15 protein-coding genes and 1 other RNA gene are annotated in these 17,699 nt (G+C 65.3%); 9 read left to right on the top strand and 7 right to left on the bottom strand.

Features of this window, described 5'->3' with window-relative positions; genetic code table 11:
• Nucleotides 1-77: 77 nt before the first annotated feature.
• Entirely contained in the window at nucleotides 78-824 is a 747-nt protein-coding gene (locus tag HAP47_RS07645) for a YebC/PmpR family DNA-binding transcriptional regulator (protein ID WP_173638776.1), read from the bottom strand.
• A 224-nt stretch (nucleotides 825-1,048) separates the two neighbouring features.
• Here HAP47_RS07645 and HAP47_RS07640 point away from each other — a divergent pair, with 224 nt between their 5' ends.
• Nucleotides 1,049-2,806, top strand: coding sequence for a methyl-accepting chemotaxis protein (locus tag HAP47_RS07640; RefSeq protein ID WP_173638777.1), 1,758 nt, complete (start codon nucleotides 1,049-1,051; stop codon nucleotides 2,804-2,806).
• Between the two features lie 110 nt (nucleotides 2,807-2,916).
• Nucleotides 2,917-4,341, top strand: a complete 1,425-nt coding sequence (locus HAP47_RS07635; RefSeq protein ID WP_173638778.1) for a methyl-accepting chemotaxis protein — start codon at nucleotides 2,917-2,919, stop codon at nucleotides 4,339-4,341.
• A 165-nt stretch (nucleotides 4,342-4,506) separates the two neighbouring features.
• Here the strand turns inward: HAP47_RS07635 and HAP47_RS07630 are convergent, their stop codons facing one another.
• Nucleotides 4,507-6,276, bottom strand: a complete 1,770-nt coding sequence (locus tag HAP47_RS07630) for an adenylate/guanylate cyclase domain-containing protein (protein WP_231168800.1) — start codon at nucleotides 6,274-6,276, stop codon at nucleotides 4,507-4,509.
• A gap of 449 nt (nucleotides 6,277-6,725) precedes the next feature.
• Here HAP47_RS07630 and HAP47_RS07620 point away from each other — a divergent pair, with 449 nt between their 5' ends.
• A complete protein-coding gene (locus tag HAP47_RS07620) occupies nucleotides 6,726-6,959 on the top strand; it encodes a hypothetical protein (RefSeq protein WP_173638779.1) in 234 nt (77 codons plus the stop codon).
• Nucleotides 6,960-6,964: 5 nt separating this feature from the next.
• Here the strand turns inward: HAP47_RS07620 and HAP47_RS07615 are convergent, their stop codons facing one another.
• The 5 genes from HAP47_RS07615 to HAP47_RS07595 all read right to left on the bottom strand — a co-directional run bounded on the left by HAP47_RS07615 (nucleotide 6,965) and on the right by HAP47_RS07595 (nucleotide 9,829).
• Nucleotides 6,965-7,792 (bottom strand): TIGR00282 family metallophosphoesterase, encoded by an 828-nt coding sequence (locus tag HAP47_RS07615; RefSeq protein WP_173638780.1) that lies wholly within the window; start codon nucleotides 7,790-7,792, stop codon nucleotides 6,965-6,967.
• 2 nt (nucleotides 7,793-7,794) lie between these two features.
• Nucleotides 7,795-8,373, bottom strand: coding sequence for a 5-formyltetrahydrofolate cyclo-ligase (locus HAP47_RS07610; RefSeq protein WP_173638781.1), 579 nt, complete (start codon nucleotides 8,371-8,373; stop codon nucleotides 7,795-7,797).
• Nucleotides 8,374-8,674: 301 nt separating this feature from the next.
• Nucleotides 8,675-8,835, bottom strand: a non-coding RNA gene (ssrS, locus tag HAP47_RS07605) — 6S RNA.
• Between the two features lie 293 nt (nucleotides 8,836-9,128).
• The gene (locus HAP47_RS07600) at nucleotides 9,129-9,512 is read right to left on the bottom strand and encodes a cell division protein ZapA (RefSeq protein WP_173638782.1); all 384 of its coding nucleotides are present in this window, start codon (nucleotides 9,510-9,512) and stop codon (nucleotides 9,129-9,131) included.
• Nucleotides 9,509-9,829: a DUF4164 domain-containing protein gene (locus HAP47_RS07595; RefSeq protein ID WP_173640607.1), complete on the bottom strand. Its 321-nt coding sequence runs from the start codon at nucleotides 9,827-9,829 to the stop codon at nucleotides 9,509-9,511. Before HAP47_RS07595 ends, HAP47_RS07600 begins: the two co-directional genes overlap by 4 nt.
• Nucleotides 9,830-10,158: 329 nt before the next feature.
• Here HAP47_RS07595 and tkt point away from each other — a divergent pair, with 329 nt between their 5' ends.
• From tkt to HAP47_RS07565, 6 genes are all read left to right on the top strand, one after another.
• On the top strand, nucleotides 10,159-12,141 hold the full coding sequence (gene tkt, locus HAP47_RS07590) for a transketolase (protein WP_173638783.1): 1,983 nt from the start codon (nucleotides 10,159-10,161) through the stop codon (nucleotides 12,139-12,141).
• 163 nt (nucleotides 12,142-12,304) lie between these two features.
• Nucleotides 12,305-13,312: a type I glyceraldehyde-3-phosphate dehydrogenase gene (gap, locus tag HAP47_RS07585; RefSeq protein ID WP_173638784.1), complete on the top strand. Its 1,008-nt coding sequence runs from the start codon at nucleotides 12,305-12,307 to the stop codon at nucleotides 13,310-13,312.
• Nucleotides 13,313-13,454: 142 nt separating this feature from the next.
• A complete protein-coding gene (locus HAP47_RS07580) occupies nucleotides 13,455-14,651 on the top strand; it encodes a phosphoglycerate kinase (RefSeq protein WP_173638785.1) in 1,197 nt (398 codons plus the stop codon).
• 42 nt (nucleotides 14,652-14,693) lie between these two features.
• A complete protein-coding gene (gene fba, locus HAP47_RS07575; protein WP_097673655.1) occupies nucleotides 14,694-15,761 on the top strand; it encodes a class II fructose-bisphosphate aldolase in 1,068 nt (355 codons plus the stop codon).
• Between the two features lie 198 nt (nucleotides 15,762-15,959).
• Nucleotides 15,960-17,015: a class I fructose-bisphosphate aldolase gene (locus HAP47_RS07570; RefSeq protein ID WP_173638786.1), complete on the top strand. Its 1,056-nt coding sequence runs from the start codon at nucleotides 15,960-15,962 to the stop codon at nucleotides 17,013-17,015.
• Nucleotides 17,016-17,693, top strand: a complete 678-nt coding sequence (locus HAP47_RS07565) for a thiamine phosphate synthase (RefSeq protein ID WP_173638787.1) — start codon at nucleotides 17,016-17,018, stop codon at nucleotides 17,691-17,693.
• The last annotated feature ends 6 nt before the right edge of the window (nucleotides 17,694-17,699 follow it).

Raw genomic sequence — 17,699 nt, 5'->3', positions numbered from 1 at the left:
AACGACCGTCTCTGGAATACTGGATCGCCCGAATCGAACCGGGCGATGACAGCGGAGTTCGGGCGATGAACGGGCGCTTACCCGCCCATCTTCGCGAGCAGCGCGTCGGACACCTCGAAATTGGCGTACACGTTCTGCACGTCGTCGTGCTCGTTGAGCAGGTCCATCAGCTTCAACAGCTTTTCGCCGGTCTCATCGTCGACCGCGACGGTGTTCTGCGGCTTCCAGGTCAGCGCCGCCTTGCGTGGCTCGCCGAACTTCGCTTCCAGCGCCTTTGCGACCTCGCGGAAAGTCTCCTGCGAGGCATAGACCTCGTGGCCGGCCTCGCTGGAAACCACATCGTCGGCGCCGGCCTCGATCGCGGCGTCCAGCATGGCGTCGTCGGAGGCGACCTTGGCGTCGTATTCGATGATGCCGGTGCGATCGAACATGAAGGCGACCGAGCCGGTTTCGCCGAGATTGCCGCCCGACTTGGTGAAGAAGGAGCGGATGTCGGAGGCGGCGCGGTTGCGGTTGTCGGTCAGCGCCTCGACGATCACGGCGACGCCGCCGGGGCCATAGCCCTCGTAGCGGATCTCGTCATAGTTCTCGCCCTCACCGCCGATCGCCTTCTTGATGGCGCGGTCGATATTGTCCTTGGGCATGTTCTCGGCGCGGGCGGCGACCACGGCGGCGCGCAGCCGCGGGTTCATCGCCGGGTCCGGGGTACCGAGCTTGGCCGCCACGGTGATTTCGCGGGCCAGCTTGCCGAAAAGCTTCGACTTCTGGGCATCCTGCCGGCCCTTGCGATGCATGATGTTCTTGAATTGGGAATGGCCGGCCATGCGACGTCTCTTCGAGCCTAGGGTCTGAACAGGAGTGGAAAACGCGGCCTTATAGGCCCCTGGCGGTCAAAATCAAAGGTCGGCAGAGGCCGTCCGGCGGGGGAATACTACCGCATGCCGGAATATGAGGCACTTGTTAACCATGACTTCATGCCCGGATGCGAGGATCACCCCGTCCCGCCGCAACTTTCCAAGGCCACTTCCAACAGCCCCACAGAGCCCCCATGGCGTTCGGTTTGTTTCGAAAGCAAGTGCCGGAGCCGGCCGCGCCTGCCGCCGCGCCGCAGGTTCCAACCGCGGCTGATGTCTCGACCGAGACTGATTCGGCCAAGGATTCGTCCAGGGAAATCCTGGAGCTGCTGGAACTCGAACTCGGCGCGATGATCCGCCAGCTCGAGCGCGCTGCGGGCTCGGTGGCCGACGGCGCCGAGGCGACGGCAGCCAAGCTCGCGACCATCCGCGCCCGCACCGACGCCTTGACCGTCCGCAGCAGCGATGCGCAGAGCACCGCGACGACCTTCTCCGAAGCCGCCGACCGGTTCACCCATTCCGCCGAAGGCATCGGCGCGCAGGTGCGCAGCGCGAGCCAGCTCGCCGACGACGCCGCGGCGGCGGCGCGCGAGGCCACCGCCAATGTCGATCGCCTGCGCGAATCCTCGGCGGCGATCGGCAATGTCGTCAATCTGATCGCGCAGATCGCGCGGCAGACTACGCTGCTGGCGCTCAACTCGACCATCGAGGCGGCGCGCGCCGGCGCGGCCGGCAAGGGCTTTGCGGTGGTCGCAACCGAGGTCAAGGCGCTGGCGGTGCAGACCCAGAGCGCGACCGAAGAGATCACGCGCAAGATCGAGGCGTTGCAGAAGGACGCCACCGGATCGGCGGACGCCGTCCACCGCATCTCGCAGGCGATCGAAAAGATCCGACCGGTGTTCGAGAACGTCAACGGCGCGGTCGCCGAGCAGAACCAGATCACCGGCGAGATGGGCCAGAACGCCGCCTCCGCCTCCCGCTTCATCGTCTCGGTCGGCACCAGCGCCGGCGAGATCGACTCGGCAACCCGCGAAGCCGCCGCGCACGGCGACAATGTCGCCAAGGCCGGCAAGGCGGTGACCGCCTTCGCCCAGAAGCTGAAGGCGCGCTGCGCGGTGCTGCTGCGCCAGGACGAGCGCGGCGATCCACGCAAGAACGAGCGCCTGCCCTGCAGCCTCACGATCGAGGTCACGACCGCGCGCGGCATGGTCACCGCACCGGTCTACGAGATCGCGATGGACGGCATCCTGATCGGCGGGCCCGATGCCGAGAGGCTGCCGGCCCATGAGACTCTGACCGCGACCTTGCAGGACGTAGGCGCCTGCCGGATCAGGATCGGCGACCGCTCCAAGGCAGGCAGCCAGGCACGCTTCGAGGCGGCGACCGCCGAGCTGCGCGAGAAGATCGAAGACCGGATGTGGGCGATCCACGAGGAGAATGCCGAACTCGTCACCCGCGCGATGGAAGCAGGCCGCGCGCTGACCAGGCTCTTCGAGGACGGACTGGCAAGCGGCGCGATCACGATCGCTGACATGTTCGACACCGACTATGTCGAGATCGCAGGCACCAACCCGGTGCAGTACCGCACCAGGATGCTGGACTGGGCGGATCGCTCGCTGCCTGCTCTGCTCGAGGCGTTCCTCGCCAAGGACAAGCGCCTGGCGTTCTGCGCGACCGTCGACCGGAACGGCTACCTGCCGGTCCATAACAAGATCTACTCGCAGCCGCAGCGGCCGGGCGACGTGGCCTACAACACCGCCAATTGCCGCAATCGCCGCATCTTCAACGATCCCGCGGGCCTCGCCGCCGCGCAAAATCAGCGCGCCTATCTGGTTCAAAGCTACGCGCGCGACATGGGCAACGGCACCACCGTGATGATGCGCGAAATCGACGTGCCGATCCGCGTCCGCGGCCGGCACTGGGGCGCCTTCCGCACCGCCTACAAGCTCTGAGCATGCGCGAGTGCACGCTCAGGCAAGACCGGCGGTCCGAATCACGCTTTAGACTGGAATGGGGAATGCTGCGGCGGCGCGACGGGCTGCTGTAACGGAGGAAACGCGACATGTCGGCGGCGCAGCTTGCAGTGCTGGATACGTCATGGAACCGGACACTGGCCGAACGGCTGGTCGACCAGCTCGCCGACCGGATCGGCGGCCTCGGGGTCGAGCTTGCCGACATCGCCGGCAACGTCCAGGAGGTCGCGAACCGCGTCGCCAACCAGTCGGAGCGGTTCCATCATTTGCAGGAGACCGCCGAGATCATGGTCTCGGCCAATCACGACATCGCCAACGCATCGCAGGCGGTGCAAACGACCGCAGCCGCCGCGGTCGGCCAGATCGCGGAATCGCGCAACGCGGTCGAGACAGCGGTCAGCCATATCGCAGAGCTCGTCTCGGCGGTCGGACGGATCGAGGCGCGGCTCGCCGCGGTCGGCTCGGCGCTGAGCCAGGTCGCCAAGGTCTCCGGTTCGATCGAGGCGATCGCCAAGCAGACCAACCTGCTGGCGCTCAACGCCACGATCGAGGCCGCGCGCGCCGGCAATGCCGGCCGCGGCTTTGCCGTGGTCGCGAACGAGGTGAAGAACCTTGCCGAGGCGACCCGTCAGGCGACCCATCAGATTTCCGACACCGTGCGCGATCTCGACGGCCAGATCGGCAGCCTGATCGGCGAGAGCAGCGACGCCTCGCTACGCGCCAAGAGCGCCGGGGAAGGCGCCCGGCAGATATCAGGCATCATCATGCGCGTGCAGGAGGGCTTCTCATCGGTCGGCGCCGAGATCGGCAGCGTGGCGCGCGCCGCGACCTCCAATCTCGGCCATTGCGACACCGTGATCGCGGAGCTGAATGAGCTCGCCAGGGGCGTCGACCTCTCCTCGCGCGACCTCCAGCATGCCGACGGCCGCGTCGCAAAGCTGCTCGAGCTGTCCGAGAGCCTGATCGTGACCATCGCCGACAGCGGCGTCGAGACCAGTGATGCGCCGCTGATCCGCGTCGTGATCGACACCGCTAAACAGATCTCGGAGTTGTTCGAGCATGCGATCGCGCGCGGCGAGATCACGCTCGCGCAATTGATGGACGAGAATTATCGCGAGATCGCCGGCACCAATCCGAAGCAATATCTGAGCGACTATGTCAGCTTCACCGACCGCGTGCTGCCTGCGATCCAGGATCCGATCCAGAAGACCGATCCGCGCATCGTGTTCTGCGTCGCCTGGGCGCGCAGCGGCTATCTGCCGACCCACAATCCGAATTACCGGCTGCCGCAGGGTCCCGACCCGGTCTGGAACAACGCCAATTGCCGCAACCGCCGGCTGTTCAACGACCGCGCGGTGAGCAAGGTCGCGGCCAATACCAAGCCGTTCCTGCTGCAGACCTATCGCCGCGACATGGGCGGCAGCAAATTCGTGCTGATGAAGGACGTGTCGTCGCCGATCTTCGTGAACGGCCGCCACTGGGGCGCGTTCCGGATGGGCTTCCGGCAGGGCTAAAGCGCGATGAGATCAGGTTGAATCGTCATCGCGCTTTAGCTCCTTGTTTGAGCATGATCTTTTCGGAAAACCGCTTCGCACTTTTCCGGATCATGCTTTAGGGCTCCTTGTTTGGACGCGTTTTCTTCACGCGCACCGGAATCCACTTCGCTCGAAATGCCTTGGCTATTCCGGCAATCCTGCGTCGCGCAGTGCGGCGCCTATCTTGTCACGCAGTGCGGCATCGCGCACGGGAAACGCCTCGCTGATATGCGAGGTGCGGAAGCCCGGATGCACCCGCAATAAACGAGCGATCGCCTTTCTGGCCTCCTCCGCATCGCCTGCGCGGATCGCGTTGATGATGAAGGCGCCCAATGAATGCGCATTGGAGTTGAAGCGCAACGACCGTCTGGCAACCTTGCATCCCTCCTCATAACGTTCGAGCCAGAAGCAGGCGTGCGCCATGCCGATCCAGGCGCTGACGCGCAAGGGATCGAGCGGACTAAGCCGGATCATGTGGTCGAAACTCTCGATGGCACGTTCGGTCTCGCCGCACATCAGCGAGACCCAGCCGCGCGAATACCAAGCGAATCCAAGATTGGGATTCAGTGTGATCGCCTCCTCGACCATCGACGAGCCAAGGTCGTAGTCATGCCCGAGATAGGTCAGCACGTGGCCGGCCGTCGACTGCACGAACGCATCCTCCTCGCCGAGTCGCGACGCCAACCGTGCGTGCTTCACGGCCTCGAACCGCTCCGGGCCGTCGAGCGGCGAGCCGGTGGTGGCCTGCCGGGCCATCCAGGTCCACGCCAGCATCGCATGCGCCGCGGCGAACTCCGGATCGAGCTCGATCGCGTGCTTGAACAGCTTGTAGGCATCGGCGAGCGAGGCGCGCTGATGAATCAGCGCCATGCCGCGCAGGTAGAGGTCGTAGCTGTCCAGCTTGTCCGTCGGCTTCTGCCTGACACGCTCGAACTCGGCCTGTTCGAGCCTGGGCGCGATCAGGCCGACCACGTTTGAGGTGACCTTGTCCTGCAAGCCAAAGACATCCTCGAGGTCGCCGTCGAAACGGTCGGCCCAGATGTGGTTGCCGGTCTCCGCCTCGATCAACTGGCCGGTGATGCGGACCCGGTTGCCGGCCTTGCGTACGCTGCCTTCCAGCACGTAGCGCACGCCGAGCTCGCGACCCACCCACTTGATGTCGACAGCCTTGTCCTTGTAGGCGAAGCTCGAATTGCGCGCGATGACGAACAACGACTTGAACCGCGACAGCGCGGTGATGATCTCCTCGACCATGCCGTCGGCGAAATAGTCCTGCTCGGGATCGCCGCTCATGTTCTGGAACGGCAGGACCGCGATCGACGGCTTGTCGGGCAGCGGCAGTGCGGGCCTGACCGGCTTGGTCGCGGCCGCCGCAGTCTTCTCTTCATCGATTCGCGCCCGCCAGGCGCGCATCGGTTCGGCAATGTTCTTCAGGGTTTGCAGGCCCATGTCGTCGAACGCGACATCGACCTTGCCCCGCACCTGCCGATACGCGTCGTCGGACAAATAGATGCCGCCGGGCTCTGCGATACGCTCCATGCGCACGGCGATGTTGACGCCGTCGCCGAAGATGTCGTCGCTGTCGATGATGATGTCGCCGATATGGATGCCGACGCGGAACTCGAGCCTGAACTCGTGCGGCACGTCAGCGTTCTGCGTCGCCATGCTGCGCTGAACCTCGATCGCCGCGCGCGTCGCGTCGACGGCGCTCGCGAACTCGATCAGCAATCCGTCGCCGGTGGTCTTGACGATGCGGCCACGATGGCTGGCGATAGCGGGGTCGATCAGCGTGCCTCGGGTGCTCTTCAGATCGGCGAGCGTGCGCTCTTCGCCACGCTCCATCATGCGGCTGTATCCAGCGAGATCTGCCGCCACGACCGCCGCCAACCGCCGTTCAACGCGCTTGTCGCTCAAGGATGCCTCCGCCCCGTAGCGAATAGAGCACTTCCCTTCCGGAAAGGCTAGCTGGTCCAGAACCCCGGCACCGCGGGCTCGAGCCGTCCGCCGGCGCGCACCGATGCGATTTTCAGGTAAGGCCGGGCATCGTCGGTCTCGACTGCGTCGCCGCCGGCACGTTCCGAATGGGCCCCCGGCACCCCCCGTCGCAAGCGCTTCACGCTCGAGCAACCCCGCATATCGCGCCCAACCGATATGCGGGTGTCACACCGCTGACACAGCTATTTGAAAACAACACGTCAGGCTGGATTCCGTATGTTCTGGTGGTGCTGCCGACCGCGCAATCACACCCTCGATTGCCATCGCAGCCGGATCCCGCCGGAAGTAGTGTACCGCACCGATACTGCGTCGAGCCCGGCCCCGAATCTCGCCGCCGCGCAACGGACATCGAACAGAGGAGCTTCACGATGAGTGATGAATATCCCGAGCTGGATCGACTGCAGGCCGAATACAAGAAGGCAGTGGAAGCCTGGATTGCGGCGATTCGAAACGAAGAAGCGCTTGCTTCCGTGAACCATACCGTGGCCGAGGTCGACCAGTGGGAGAACGCCCACTTCACCGAGGACGCGATGCGCAGCAAGGTCAAGGCGGCGAAGTCCGAGTACGAAGACGCCCTGCGCCAAAAGTTCTTCGGGTTCTGATCGAGCTAGCTGATCCAGAATCCCGGCACCGCGGGCTCGAGTCGCCCGCCGGCGCGCACCGGCGCGACCTTCACCGCAAGCCCGGTCGCATCGTCGGTCTCGACCGCGACGCCGCTCAGCGTCGCAACGCCTCCGGCCGGCTCGAAACGTCCGGAGGGAATGCCGGTGAGGAAACGCTGCAGCGGCTCCTCCTTCTGCATGCCGATCACCGAATCATAGTCGCCGGTCATGCCGGCATCGCTCATATAGGCGGTGCCGCCGGGCAGCACCTGATGATCGGCGGTCGGCACATGGGTGTGGGTCCCGACCACGAGGCTGACGCGGCCGTCGCAGAAGAAGCCGACGCCCTGCTTCTCGCTGGTGGCCTCGGCATGGAAATCGAGCACGATGGCGTCGGCGCCTGCGCGCAACGGGCAGGCCTCGAGCTCGCGCTCGATCGCGCTGAACGGATCGTTCGAGGACGGCTCCATGAAGACGCGGCCGATCGCGTTGATGATCAGCGCGCGTTTGCCGCTCTTGGTGTCGACCAGCGTGGCGCCGCGGCCCGGCGAATGGCGCGGGAAATTCAGCGGCCGGATCAGGCGCGGCGCGCGCTCGATGAAGACCAGCGCCTCCTTCTGATTCCAGGCATGGTTGCCGAGCGTGATCGCGTCGGCGCCGGCATCCAGCAGCTCCTGGTAAATCGCCTCGGTGATGCCGAAGCCGCCGGCCGCGTTCTCGCCGTTGACGACGACGAGATCGAGCGACCAGTCCCTGATCATGCCGGGAAGATGGTCTGATATGGCGGTGCGGCCGGTCCTGCCGACGACGTCACCAACGAACAGAATACGCAAGGCTAGCCACTCCGGAAATCGAACGTCTTGCGCTCCGTTAGCACATAATCGAGCGGAACGTCGTGCGACAGCGCCGGAATTGCCTTGGTTTCCTGTGCAGCAAAGGCGACCCCCACCCCGATCACATGCTTGGCCTTGCGCAGGTGCGCAAAGGTATAGTCGTAATAGCCGGCGCCGTAGCCGATGCGGTGGCCGAGCTTATCGAATGCCGCGAGCGGCACCAGCATCACGTCGGGATGCACCTCGGCGGCGGCCGGCGACGGCTCGGGAATGCCGAGCGGGCCGAGCATCAGACGGTCCTGCGGCGACCAGCTGCGGAAGGTCAGCGACTGGCCGCGCGCATTGATGCAGGGCAGCGCAAGCCGCGCCCCCCCTTCGGCAAGCTTCTTCATCAGCGGCGCCGGATCGAGCTCGCTGCGGATCGGCGCATAGCCCGAGACGATCATGCCTTGCGTGATCTCGAACGGCGCGCCGCGCTTGGCGAGCGCCTCGGCAGCGGCCGCGCGCTGCTCGTCGCTCAGCGCGTCGCGCTTGGCGAGAGCAAGTGCCCGAAGCTCGGCCTTCGATGGAGATGCGTGCATGATCCATCTTCCGCTGTCATCGTCCGCAAAACGCGAACGAGCCGGCACTCAGAAACGCTAAAGCGCGATGAGATCAGGTTGAATCGTCATCGCGCTTTAGCTCTTTGTTTGAGCATGATCTTTTCGGAAAACCGCTTCGCACTTTTCCGGATCATGCTTTAGCATTCGTTTGACCAGGCCGCGGCGCACTGGACACCCCGCGGGGACCCTGCCAGCGGGCGAGCCGATGACGAGACCCATTGCGGGGAAACTGCACCACAATCAAACCGCCGCAGCGCGACGACAAGGCAACAGCAATCAGTGCGAAGCCGCAGAGGCCGTTGGAGCGCTCGATCCCGGAGTTCCCTACGAAAGTAGGTGGGCACCATATGTCCGGGTCCACGGACCCGGCCAGGGACAGTTCCCTAAAGGATCGATAAGGCCCCGGGGATATATGGCTCCTGACGCACGACGCAGCTTCGCGGGGCTAATCTAGCTATCGTTGCCCCAATCCGCCAGCGGTAAGGCTGACGCAGTCCAAGCTCTCGTATGATCTTCCCCACCCTCCGCAGGGGCACGCTGCCAAAACATCGAAAACAACCCCATGCAAAGGAGCCGGCGGCTTGCCGGCATTCGACACGGCACCTTGACATGTCGGGCAAATCAGCGGCATTATTCTAATATTCAGAAATTCTGCAGCCGCGCTCCGTCCCGCGCCATGGGAGGTGGCCGCAGCCATCTGCGATGCCTGCCCACAAGACCGAGGTGAAGCAAGATCACCCGATCGCGATGCCGCCGCCGATGGTGCGGTTGAGCACCTGGGTGGTGCGCTCGATCCGCTCCGCGGCGGCGTTGAGCGCATTAGAGACCGCGGTCTGGGTGGCGCGGGCGCGGTCGGTGGCGACGACGCCGGCATTGCGCAGCTGCTCGACCTCTTCCTCGAGGCTGCGGATCCGCGCGCCTGCATCGACCAGCTCGTCGCAGGCAGTGAGTGCCGCCATCACGGTCAGCCGCGCATCGCCGATCTCGCCGAACTTGCCGCGCAGCGATTCGACGCGCTGCTGGAGACTTTCCGCGAGCTTCAGCAGCCGCACCTCCTGGCCCTCCTCGCAGGCCATCCGGTATTGCCGGCCATTGATGGTGACGTTGATGTGGCTCATCTGCCTTCTCCGCCCGCGAGCACGGCGCGAATTGTGCCGATTGCCGCATCGAGCTTTTCCGCGATGTCTCGATTGACGCGCTCGAGCTTGCGGGTCTTCACCAGCGATCCGTCGAGTTCGTCGGCAAGCCTGGAGCGATCGGCGCCGAGCGCCTGGATCCGGCTCGCCAATTCGTTTTCGTCGCGGTCGGCCTCGCGGCGCCGCTCCACCGAGCTCTCCAGCGCATCGAGCGCTGCCATCAGCCGCCTTGTCGCAGCATCGATATCGGCGAGCGGTGCCTCGGTATTGCCAGAGCCGTTGGCGAGACGATCACTCATGACACGCGGTGTGGACCCTTCCAGTCGGTTAGAAGCTTGCTGAAAACCGGCCTGCGCACGGCAAAACTGGCGGTTCGGCAAGCGTTTACGGGACGAAATTTACGTGGCAAGCGAGCCCAGCGCAACGGCGGCGCCAAACTATGCACCGTTCAATGAAATTGGGCCATTTCGAGCAACTTTTCCCCGTTTTGGGGCGTTCCATCGCCTTGGACTTGCGGAATTGAGGTGCTAATCCACCCGCAACCCGTAAGGCCATCCACGCGCGTATCGCGGCTGCCCGCCCCGATGCGTCCAGCAATCAGCTCCTCATTCCAGGCGGACTTTTCATCATGACGCAGGTCGATCACACCCGTATGGCCAATGCGATCCGTGGCCTTGCCATGGACGCCGTCGAGAAGGCGAATTCCGGCCATCCCGGCCTGCCGATGGGCGCCGCCGACATCGCGACCGTCCTGTTCACCAAATTCCTGAAATTCGATGCGGCCGACACGGCATGGCCCGATCGCGACCGCTTCGTGCTCTCGGCCGGCCATGGCTCGATGCTGCTCTATGCGTTGCTGTATCTCACCGGCAACAAGGACATGACGCTCGACCAGCTCAAGCATTTCCGCCAGCTCGGATCGCTGACGCCGGGACACCCCGAGAATTTCCACACCAAGGGCATCGAGACCACCACCGGCCCGCTCGGCCAGGGCATTGCGACCGCGGTCGGCATGGCGCTCGCCGAGAAGATGCTCGCCGCAGAGTTCGGCAAGAAGATCGTCAACCATCATACCTATGTGCTCGCCTCCGACGGCGACCTGATGGAAGGCATCTCGCAGGAAGCAATCGCGCTCGCCGGTGTTTGGCGGCTCAACAAGATGATCGTGCTGTACGACGACAACGGCATCTCGATCGACGGTCCGACCTCGATCTCCGACTCGGTCGATCAGGTCAAGCGCTTCAAGTCCGCGGGCTGGGCCGCCGAATTGATCGATGGCCATGATCCGCAGGCGATTGCCGCTGCGATCACCCGCGCTCAGAAATCCAGCAAGCCGTCGATGATCGCATGCAAGACCACGATCGGCTTCGGCGCGCCGACCAGGGCCGGCACCGCAAAAGCGCATGGCGAGGCGCTCGGCGCCGCCGAGCTCAAGGGTGCCAAGGAGAAGCTCGGCATTTCGCTCGAGCCGTTCTCGGTGCCCGACGACGTGCTGAAGGCCTGGCGTGAGGCGGGTGCCCGCGGCGCCGCCGAGCACAAGGCCTGGGACGAGCAGTTCGCGCAGCTCGGCAACCGCAAGCGTGCCGAGTTCGAGCGCCGCCTGCGTCACGAGCGGCCGCAGTCGCTCGCCAAGGGCCTGCGCGCCTTCAAGAAGGGCCTGTTGGAGAATCCGCTCAACATCGCCACCCGCAAATCGTCGGAAGCCGCGATCGAAGTGATCGCCGCCGCAATGCCGATGGAATTCGTGGCCGGCTCCGCCGACCTCACCGGCTCCAACAACAACAAGGCGAAGTCGGCAGTGGCGTTCGCCGCCAAGACCCCGAAGGGCCGCTTCATCCATTACGGCATCCGCGAGCACGGCATGGCAGCGTGCCTCAACGGCATCTTCCTGCATGGCGGCTTCGCGCCGAACGGCGCCACCTTCCTGGTGTTCACCGATTATGCGCGCGGTGCGATGCGGCTGTCGGCGCTGATGGGCACCGGCGTCGTCTATGTGATGACCCATGATTCGATCGGCCTCGGCGAGGACGGCCCGACGCACCAGCCGGTCGAGCACCTTTCCGCGCTGCGCGCGATGCCCAACATGCGCGTGTTCCGCCCCTGCGACGCGGTCGAGACCGCCGAGTGCTGGGAACTGGCGCTCAACCGGATCGACGGGCCGACCGTGCTGGCACTGACCCGCCAGAACCTGCCGCAGCTCCGCACCACGGTGCCGAACGACAACCCGTGCAGCCACGGCGCCTACGAGCTGGTCGCGGCGCAGGGTGACGCAAAAGTGTCATTGTTCGCCTCCGGTTCCGAGGTCCAGATCGCGGTCGAGGCGCAGAAGCAGCTCGCCGGGCGCGGCATCGCGACGCGGGTCGTCTCGGTGCCGTCGCTGGAATTGCTGCTGGCGCAGCCCGCCGAGCGGCAAAACGCCGTCATCGGCAACGCTCCGGTCAAGATCGCGATCGAGGCTGCGGTGCGCTGGGGCTGGGATGCCGTGATCGGCCGCGACGGTGAATTCGTCGGCATGCACGGTTTCGGCGCCAGTGCCCCGGCGAAGGACCTTTTCCCGCATTTCGGCATTACTGCGGAGGCCGTCGTTAACGCTGCCCTGAAGCGCGTCTGACGCTGGCCTGACACCCGCCGGTCGAAGGTTGAGCTTGCCGCGAAAAAGGATTACCAAAGCTCCATCTTTTCCGCTCGCGTCCGGCTGAACCGGGCGTTCCGCCGTAAAACCCTCGTGGGACCACTCCCGCGGGGCCGGCAGTAGCTTTTAGAGGAGACACAGCATGGCAATCCGCGTCGCGATCAACGGGTTTGGGCGTATCGGCCGCAATGTGTTGCGCGCCATCGCCGAGTCCGGCCGCAAGGACATCGAGGTGGTCGGCATCAACGACCTCGGCCCGGTCGAGACCAACGCGCACCTGCTGCGCTTCGATTCCGTGCACGGCCGCTTTCCGGGCACCGTGACCGTCGACGGCGACTCGATCAGCGTCGGCGACAACAAGATCAAGGTCTCGGCCGAGCGCGATCCCTCCAAGCTGCCGTGGAAGGCCCTCGGCGTCGACATCGCGCTGGAATGCACCGGCATCTTCACCGCCAAGGACAAGGCCTCTGCGCACCTCACCGCCGGCGCCAAGCGCGTGCTGGTCTCGGCCCCCGCCGACGGCGCCGATGCGACGATCGTCTACGGCGTCAACCATGACACGCTGAACAAGGATCAGCTCGTCGTCTCCAACGGCTCCTGCACCACCAACTGCCTCGCGCCGGTTGCCAAGGTGTTGAACGAGACGGTCGGCATCGAGACCGGCTTCATGACCACGATCCACGCCTATACCGGCGACCAGCCGACGCTCGACACCCTGCACAAGGATCTCTATCGCGGCCGCGCCGCGGCGATGTCGATGATCCCGACCTCGACCGGTGCCGCGAAAGCCATCGGCCTGGTGCTGCCGGAACTGAAGGGCAAGCTCGACGGCGTCTCGATCCGCGTGCCGACCCCGAACGTCTCGGTGATCGATCTGAAGATCGTCGCCAAGCGCGCCACCGACGCCAAGGAAATCAACGAGGCGATGAAGCGCGCCTCCGAGCAGCAGCTCAAGGGCATCCTCGGCTTCACCACCGCGCCGAACGTCTCGATCGACTTCAACCACGATCCGCACTCGGCCACCTTCCACATGGACCAGACCAAGGTGCAGAACGGCACGCTGGTGCGTGTGATGGCCTGGTACGACAATGAGTGGGGCTTCTCGAACCGCATGGCGGACACCGCCGTCGCGATCGGCAAGCTGATCTAAATTCGACTGTTCGTGATGCCCGGCCGAGCGCCGGGCATCTGCGTGTTTGCCCCCGCATTCGCGACCTTGACGGCCGCGACATCGGCAAGCGAAAGCGACGCCGTCCGCTGGATGGCTGTGTCCGGCCGCACAGGAAACGCCCATGACCAAATCGTTCCGCACCCTCGACGACGTCAACGTGAAGGGCAAGCGCGTGCTGCTGCGCGTCGACCTCAACGTCCCCATGGAAGGCGGCCGCGTCACCGACGCCACGCGGCTCGAGCGCGTTGCCCCCACCATCACCGAAATTTCCGACAAGGGCGGCAAGGTGATCCTGCTCGCCCATTTCGGCCGGCCCAAGGGACGCGATGCCAAGGACTCGCTGAAGCCGGTCGCCGAGGCGCTGTCGAAGGTGATCAAGCGCCCGGTCGGCTTCGCCGAGGACTGCATCGGCGAGCCCGCGGCCAAGGCGGTCGCGGCACTCAAGGATGGCGACATCCTCTGCCTCGAGAACACCCGCTTCCACAAGGAAGAGGAAAAGAACGACGCCGGCTTCGTCGCAGAGCTGGCAAAACTCGGCGACATCTGGGTCAACGACGCCTTCTCCGCCGCGCACCGCGCCCACGCCTCGACCGAAGGCCTCGGCCACAAGCTGCCGGCCTATGCCGGCCGCACCATGCAGGCCGAGCTCGACGCGCTCGGCAAGGCGCTGGAAGCACCGACCAAGCCCGTGATCGCGATCATCGGCGGCGCCAAGGTCTCGACCAAGATCGATCTGCTGGAAAACCTCGTGAACAAGGTCGACGCGCTGGTGATCGGCGGCGGCATGGCCAACACCTTCCTGCACGCGCAGGGCATCGCCGTCGGCAAGTCGCTCGCCGAAAAGGACCTCGCCGCGACCGCGCTGCGGATCATGGAGAAGGCCAATGCGGCGAATTGCGCGATCATCCTTCCCGTTGACGCCGTCGTCGCCAATCAGTTTGCCGCCAATGCCCCATCGCACGCCTATGGCCTCGACGCGATCCCGGCCGACGGCATGATCCTCGATGTCGGCCCGCAATCGATCGCGCGGATCCATGCCGCGATCGACGATGCCGCGACGCTGGTCTGGAACGGACCGCTCGGCGCCTTCGAATTAGCGCCGTTCGACCGCGGCACCGTGGTGTCCGCCAAGCATGCCGCCGAGCGCACCAGGGCCAAGAAGCTGATCTCGGTCGCTGGCGGCGGCGATACCGTCGCGGCGCTCAACCAGGCGGGCGTGGCGGGTGATTTTTCCTACGTCTCGACCGCGGGCGGCGCGTTTCTTGAATGGATGGAAGGCAAGCCGTTGCCGGGCGTCGAAGTTTTGAAAAACCGTTGATTTAGTTCAAATCCGCGAACGCGCTTTACAGGGAGAAATGGAATGGCTCGCATAACATTGCGGCAACTGCTCGACCACGCGGCCGAGCATGATTACGGCGTCCCCGCCTTCAACATCAACAATATGGAGCAGGCGCTGGCGATCATGGCGGCGGCCTCCGAGGTCGACGCGCCCGTCATCATCCAGGCCTCGCGCGGCGCGCGGTCCTATGCCAACGACGTCATGCTCAAGCACATGATGGACGCCGTCACCGAGATCTACCCGCAGATCCCGGTCTGCGTGCATCTCGACCACGGCAACGAGCCCGCCACCTGCATGACGGCGATCCAGGCCGGCTTCACCTCGGTGATGATGGACGGCTCGCTCAAGGCCGACGGCAAGACCCCCGGCGACTGGGACTACAATGTCGGCGTCACCAGGACCGTGACGGGCATGGCCCATCTCGGCGGCATTTCGGTGGAAGGCGAACTCGGCGTGCTCGGCTCGCTCGAGACCGGCATGGGCGACAAGGAAGACGGCCACGGTGCCGAGGGCAAGCTGTCGCATGACCAGCTGCTGACCAATCCGGACGAGGCGGTGAAGTTCGTCAAGGAAACCAAGGTCGATGCGCTGGCGATCGCGATGGGCACCTCGCACGGTGCCTACAAGTTCACCCGCAAGCCCGACGGCGACATCCTCGCCATGAACGTGATCGAGGAAATCCATCGCAAGCTGCCGAACACGCATCTCGTGATGCACGGCTCCTCGTCGGTGCCGCAGGAGCTGCAGGAGATCATCAACGCCAATGGCGGCAAGATGAAGCCGACCTGGGGCGTGCCGGTCGCCGAGATTCAGCGTGGCATCAAGAACGGCGTGCGCAAGATCAACATCGACACCGACAACCGGATGGCGATGACCGGCCAGATCCGCAAGGTGCTGAAGGACAATCCGGAAGAGTTCGATCCGCGCAAGTACCTGAAGCCCGCGATGGAGGCGATGACCAAGCTGTGCAAGCAGCGCCTGCAGGAGTTCAACACCGCGGGCCAGGCCAGCAAGATCAAGAAGGTGCTGACCACGGCGGAAATGGCCAAGCGCTACGCCGCGGGCGCGCTCGATCCCAAGGTCGCCTGACAAGGCTGAGAGATCGCCTGACAACTTCTCGCCTGAATCATTAAGGCGGGACACCGGTTCTGACGCAGTTGGAAACGGTGTCCCGGGGCTTGATCGCCGGCTGCGACAAACATCGGCCGCGACGAACGTTTTCTAGGCATTTGCCCGAGAACCGCCTATTTTGGTTTGCAAAGGCAATGGCTCCGGAGGACGCCCCCGATGAACCTCGCTGACCTCAACAAAGTTGCGCTTGCCATGGTCACCCCCGGCAAGGGCATCCTCGCCGCCGACGAATCCTCCGGCACCATCAAGAAGCGGTTCGACGCCATCAAGGTCGATTCGACCGAGGACAGTCGCCGCGACTATCGCGAGATGCTGTTCCGCTCGCAGGAGGCGATGAGCAAGTACATTTCGGGCGTCATCCTCTACGACGAGACGATCTGGCAGAATGCCAAGGACGGCACGCCGCTGGTCAAGCTGATCGAGCAGGCGGGCGCTATCCCCGGCATCAAGGTCGACGAAGGCACCCAGGCGCTGCCGAACTGCCCGGGCGAACTCGTCACCGTCGGCCTCGACAAGCTCGCCGAGCGCTTGAAGAAATATTACGAGCGCGGTGCGCGGTTTGCGAAGTGGCGCGCGGTGATCGACATCGGCTCGGGCGCTGGCAGCCACGGCACTGGCGGCCGGGGCATTCCGACCATGACCGCGATCCGCGTCAACGCCCATGCGCTGGCGCGCTACGCGGCGCTGTGCCAGGCCGCGCAGATCGTCCCGATCGTCGAGCCTGAGGTGCTGATGGACGGCGATCACGACATCGACCGCTGCTATGAGGTGACGCAGCGTGTGCTGAACCGCACCTTCCAGGAATTGCGGGTGCAGCGCGTCGCGCTGGAGGGCATGATCCTGAAGCCCAACATGGCTATCTCGGGCAAGAAATGCCCGAAGCAGGCGTCGGTGCAGGAAGTCGCCGAGAAGACCATCCGCCTGCTCAAGAGCTGCGTACCCGCCGCGGTGCCGGGCATCGCCTTCCTCTCCGGCGGACAGAGCGACGAGGAGGCGACCGCGCATCTCGACGCCATGAACAAGATCGGCCATTTACCCTGGCGGCTGACCTTCTCCTATGGCCGTGCGCTGCAAGCGGCGCCGCAGAAGGCGTGGTCCGGCAAGCCCGACAACGTCCCGGCGGGCCAGCGCGCCTTCTCGCATCGCGCCCGCATGAACGGGCTCGCGAGCACCGGCAATTGGGAAGCCGGCCTCGAGAAACAGGCGGCATAGTTGGCCACCAAGCCCGTTCCGCCGCGGCCGGCGCCGCGCCTCTATCTGGCAACCCCGCCGGTCGACGAGCCCGCACGGCTTGCGGCCGAGCTTGCCGACCTGCTTGCCGCGGCCGACGTCGCGGCTGTTTTGGTGCGGCTGCGCGATGCCGATCCGCGCAGCATGATCTCCACCGTCAAGGCGCTGGCGCCTGCGATCCAGAACGCGGGTGCGGCGCTGCTGATCGACGGCCATCCCGACATCGTGGCCCGCGCCGGCGCCGACGGCGCGCATCTGAGCGGCCTCGCCGCGATGGAAGAGGCGATGCCCTCGCTGAAGCCCGACCGCATCGCAGGCGTCGGCGGGCTCGCGACGCGCCACGATTCCATGGCCGCGGGCGAAGCCGGTGCTGATTATGTGCTGTTCGGCGAGCCCGACGCCAACGGACAGCGCCCCTCGCTTGAGGCGATCGCCGAGCGGCTGCAATGGTGGGACGAATTGTTCGAGCCGCCCTGCGTCGGCTTTGCGACCTCGCGCGAGGAGGCCGAGGCATTCGCCGCGGCCGGCGCGGATTTCGTGCTGGTCGGAGACCTCATCTGGTCCGATCCGCGCGGCGCCAAGACCGCACTCGCCGAGATCGGCGCAGCGATTGCACAGGCGCATGCCGGCACGTTGGGCCAGGCCAAGGCCGAGGGATGACGCCGG

It is taken from the genome of Bradyrhizobium sp. 41S5 (genome assembly GCF_011516665.3).
Taxonomy (GTDB): Bacteria; Pseudomonadota; Alphaproteobacteria; order Rhizobiales; family Xanthobacteraceae; genus Bradyrhizobium; species Bradyrhizobium quebecense.
This window is presented reverse-complemented; position numbering and strand designations above follow the sequence as displayed.

What these genes read in the sequence shown, in the direction of transcription:
- HAP47_RS07570 (WP_173638786.1), top strand. Translation starts at nt 15,960, where the DNA reads ATGAACCTCGCTGACCTCAACAAAGTTGCGCTTGCCATGGTCACCCCC.
- HAP47_RS07580 (WP_173638785.1), top strand. Translation starts at nt 13,455, where the DNA reads ATGACCAAATCGTTCCGCACCCTCGACGACGTCAACGTGAAGGGCAAG.
- gap (WP_173638784.1), top strand. Translation starts at nt 12,305, where the DNA reads ATGGCAATCCGCGTCGCGATCAACGGGTTTGGGCGTATCGGCCGCAAT.
- fba (WP_097673655.1), top strand. Translation starts at nt 14,694, where the DNA reads ATGGCTCGCATAACATTGCGGCAACTGCTCGACCACGCGGCCGAGCAT.
- HAP47_RS07595 (WP_173640607.1), bottom strand. Translation starts at nt 9,829, where the DNA reads ATGAGTGATCGTCTCGCCAACGGCTCTGGCAATACCGAGGCACCGCTC.
- HAP47_RS07600 (WP_173638782.1), bottom strand. Translation starts at nt 9,512, where the DNA reads ATGAGCCACATCAACGTCACCATCAATGGCCGGCAATACCGGATGGCC.
- HAP47_RS07645 (WP_173638776.1), bottom strand. Translation starts at nt 824, where the DNA reads ATGGCCGGCCATTCCCAATTCAAGAACATCATGCATCGCAAGGGCCGG.
- HAP47_RS07640 (WP_173638777.1), top strand. Translation starts at nt 1,049, where the DNA reads ATGGCGTTCGGTTTGTTTCGAAAGCAAGTGCCGGAGCCGGCCGCGCCT.
- HAP47_RS07610 (WP_173638781.1), bottom strand. Translation starts at nt 8,373, where the DNA reads ATGCACGCATCTCCATCGAAGGCCGAGCTTCGGGCACTTGCTCTCGCC.
- HAP47_RS07635 (WP_173638778.1), top strand. Translation starts at nt 2,917, where the DNA reads ATGTCGGCGGCGCAGCTTGCAGTGCTGGATACGTCATGGAACCGGACA.
- HAP47_RS07620 (WP_173638779.1), top strand. Translation starts at nt 6,726, where the DNA reads ATGAGTGATGAATATCCCGAGCTGGATCGACTGCAGGCCGAATACAAG.
- tkt (WP_173638783.1), top strand. Translation starts at nt 10,159, where the DNA reads ATGACGCAGGTCGATCACACCCGTATGGCCAATGCGATCCGTGGCCTT.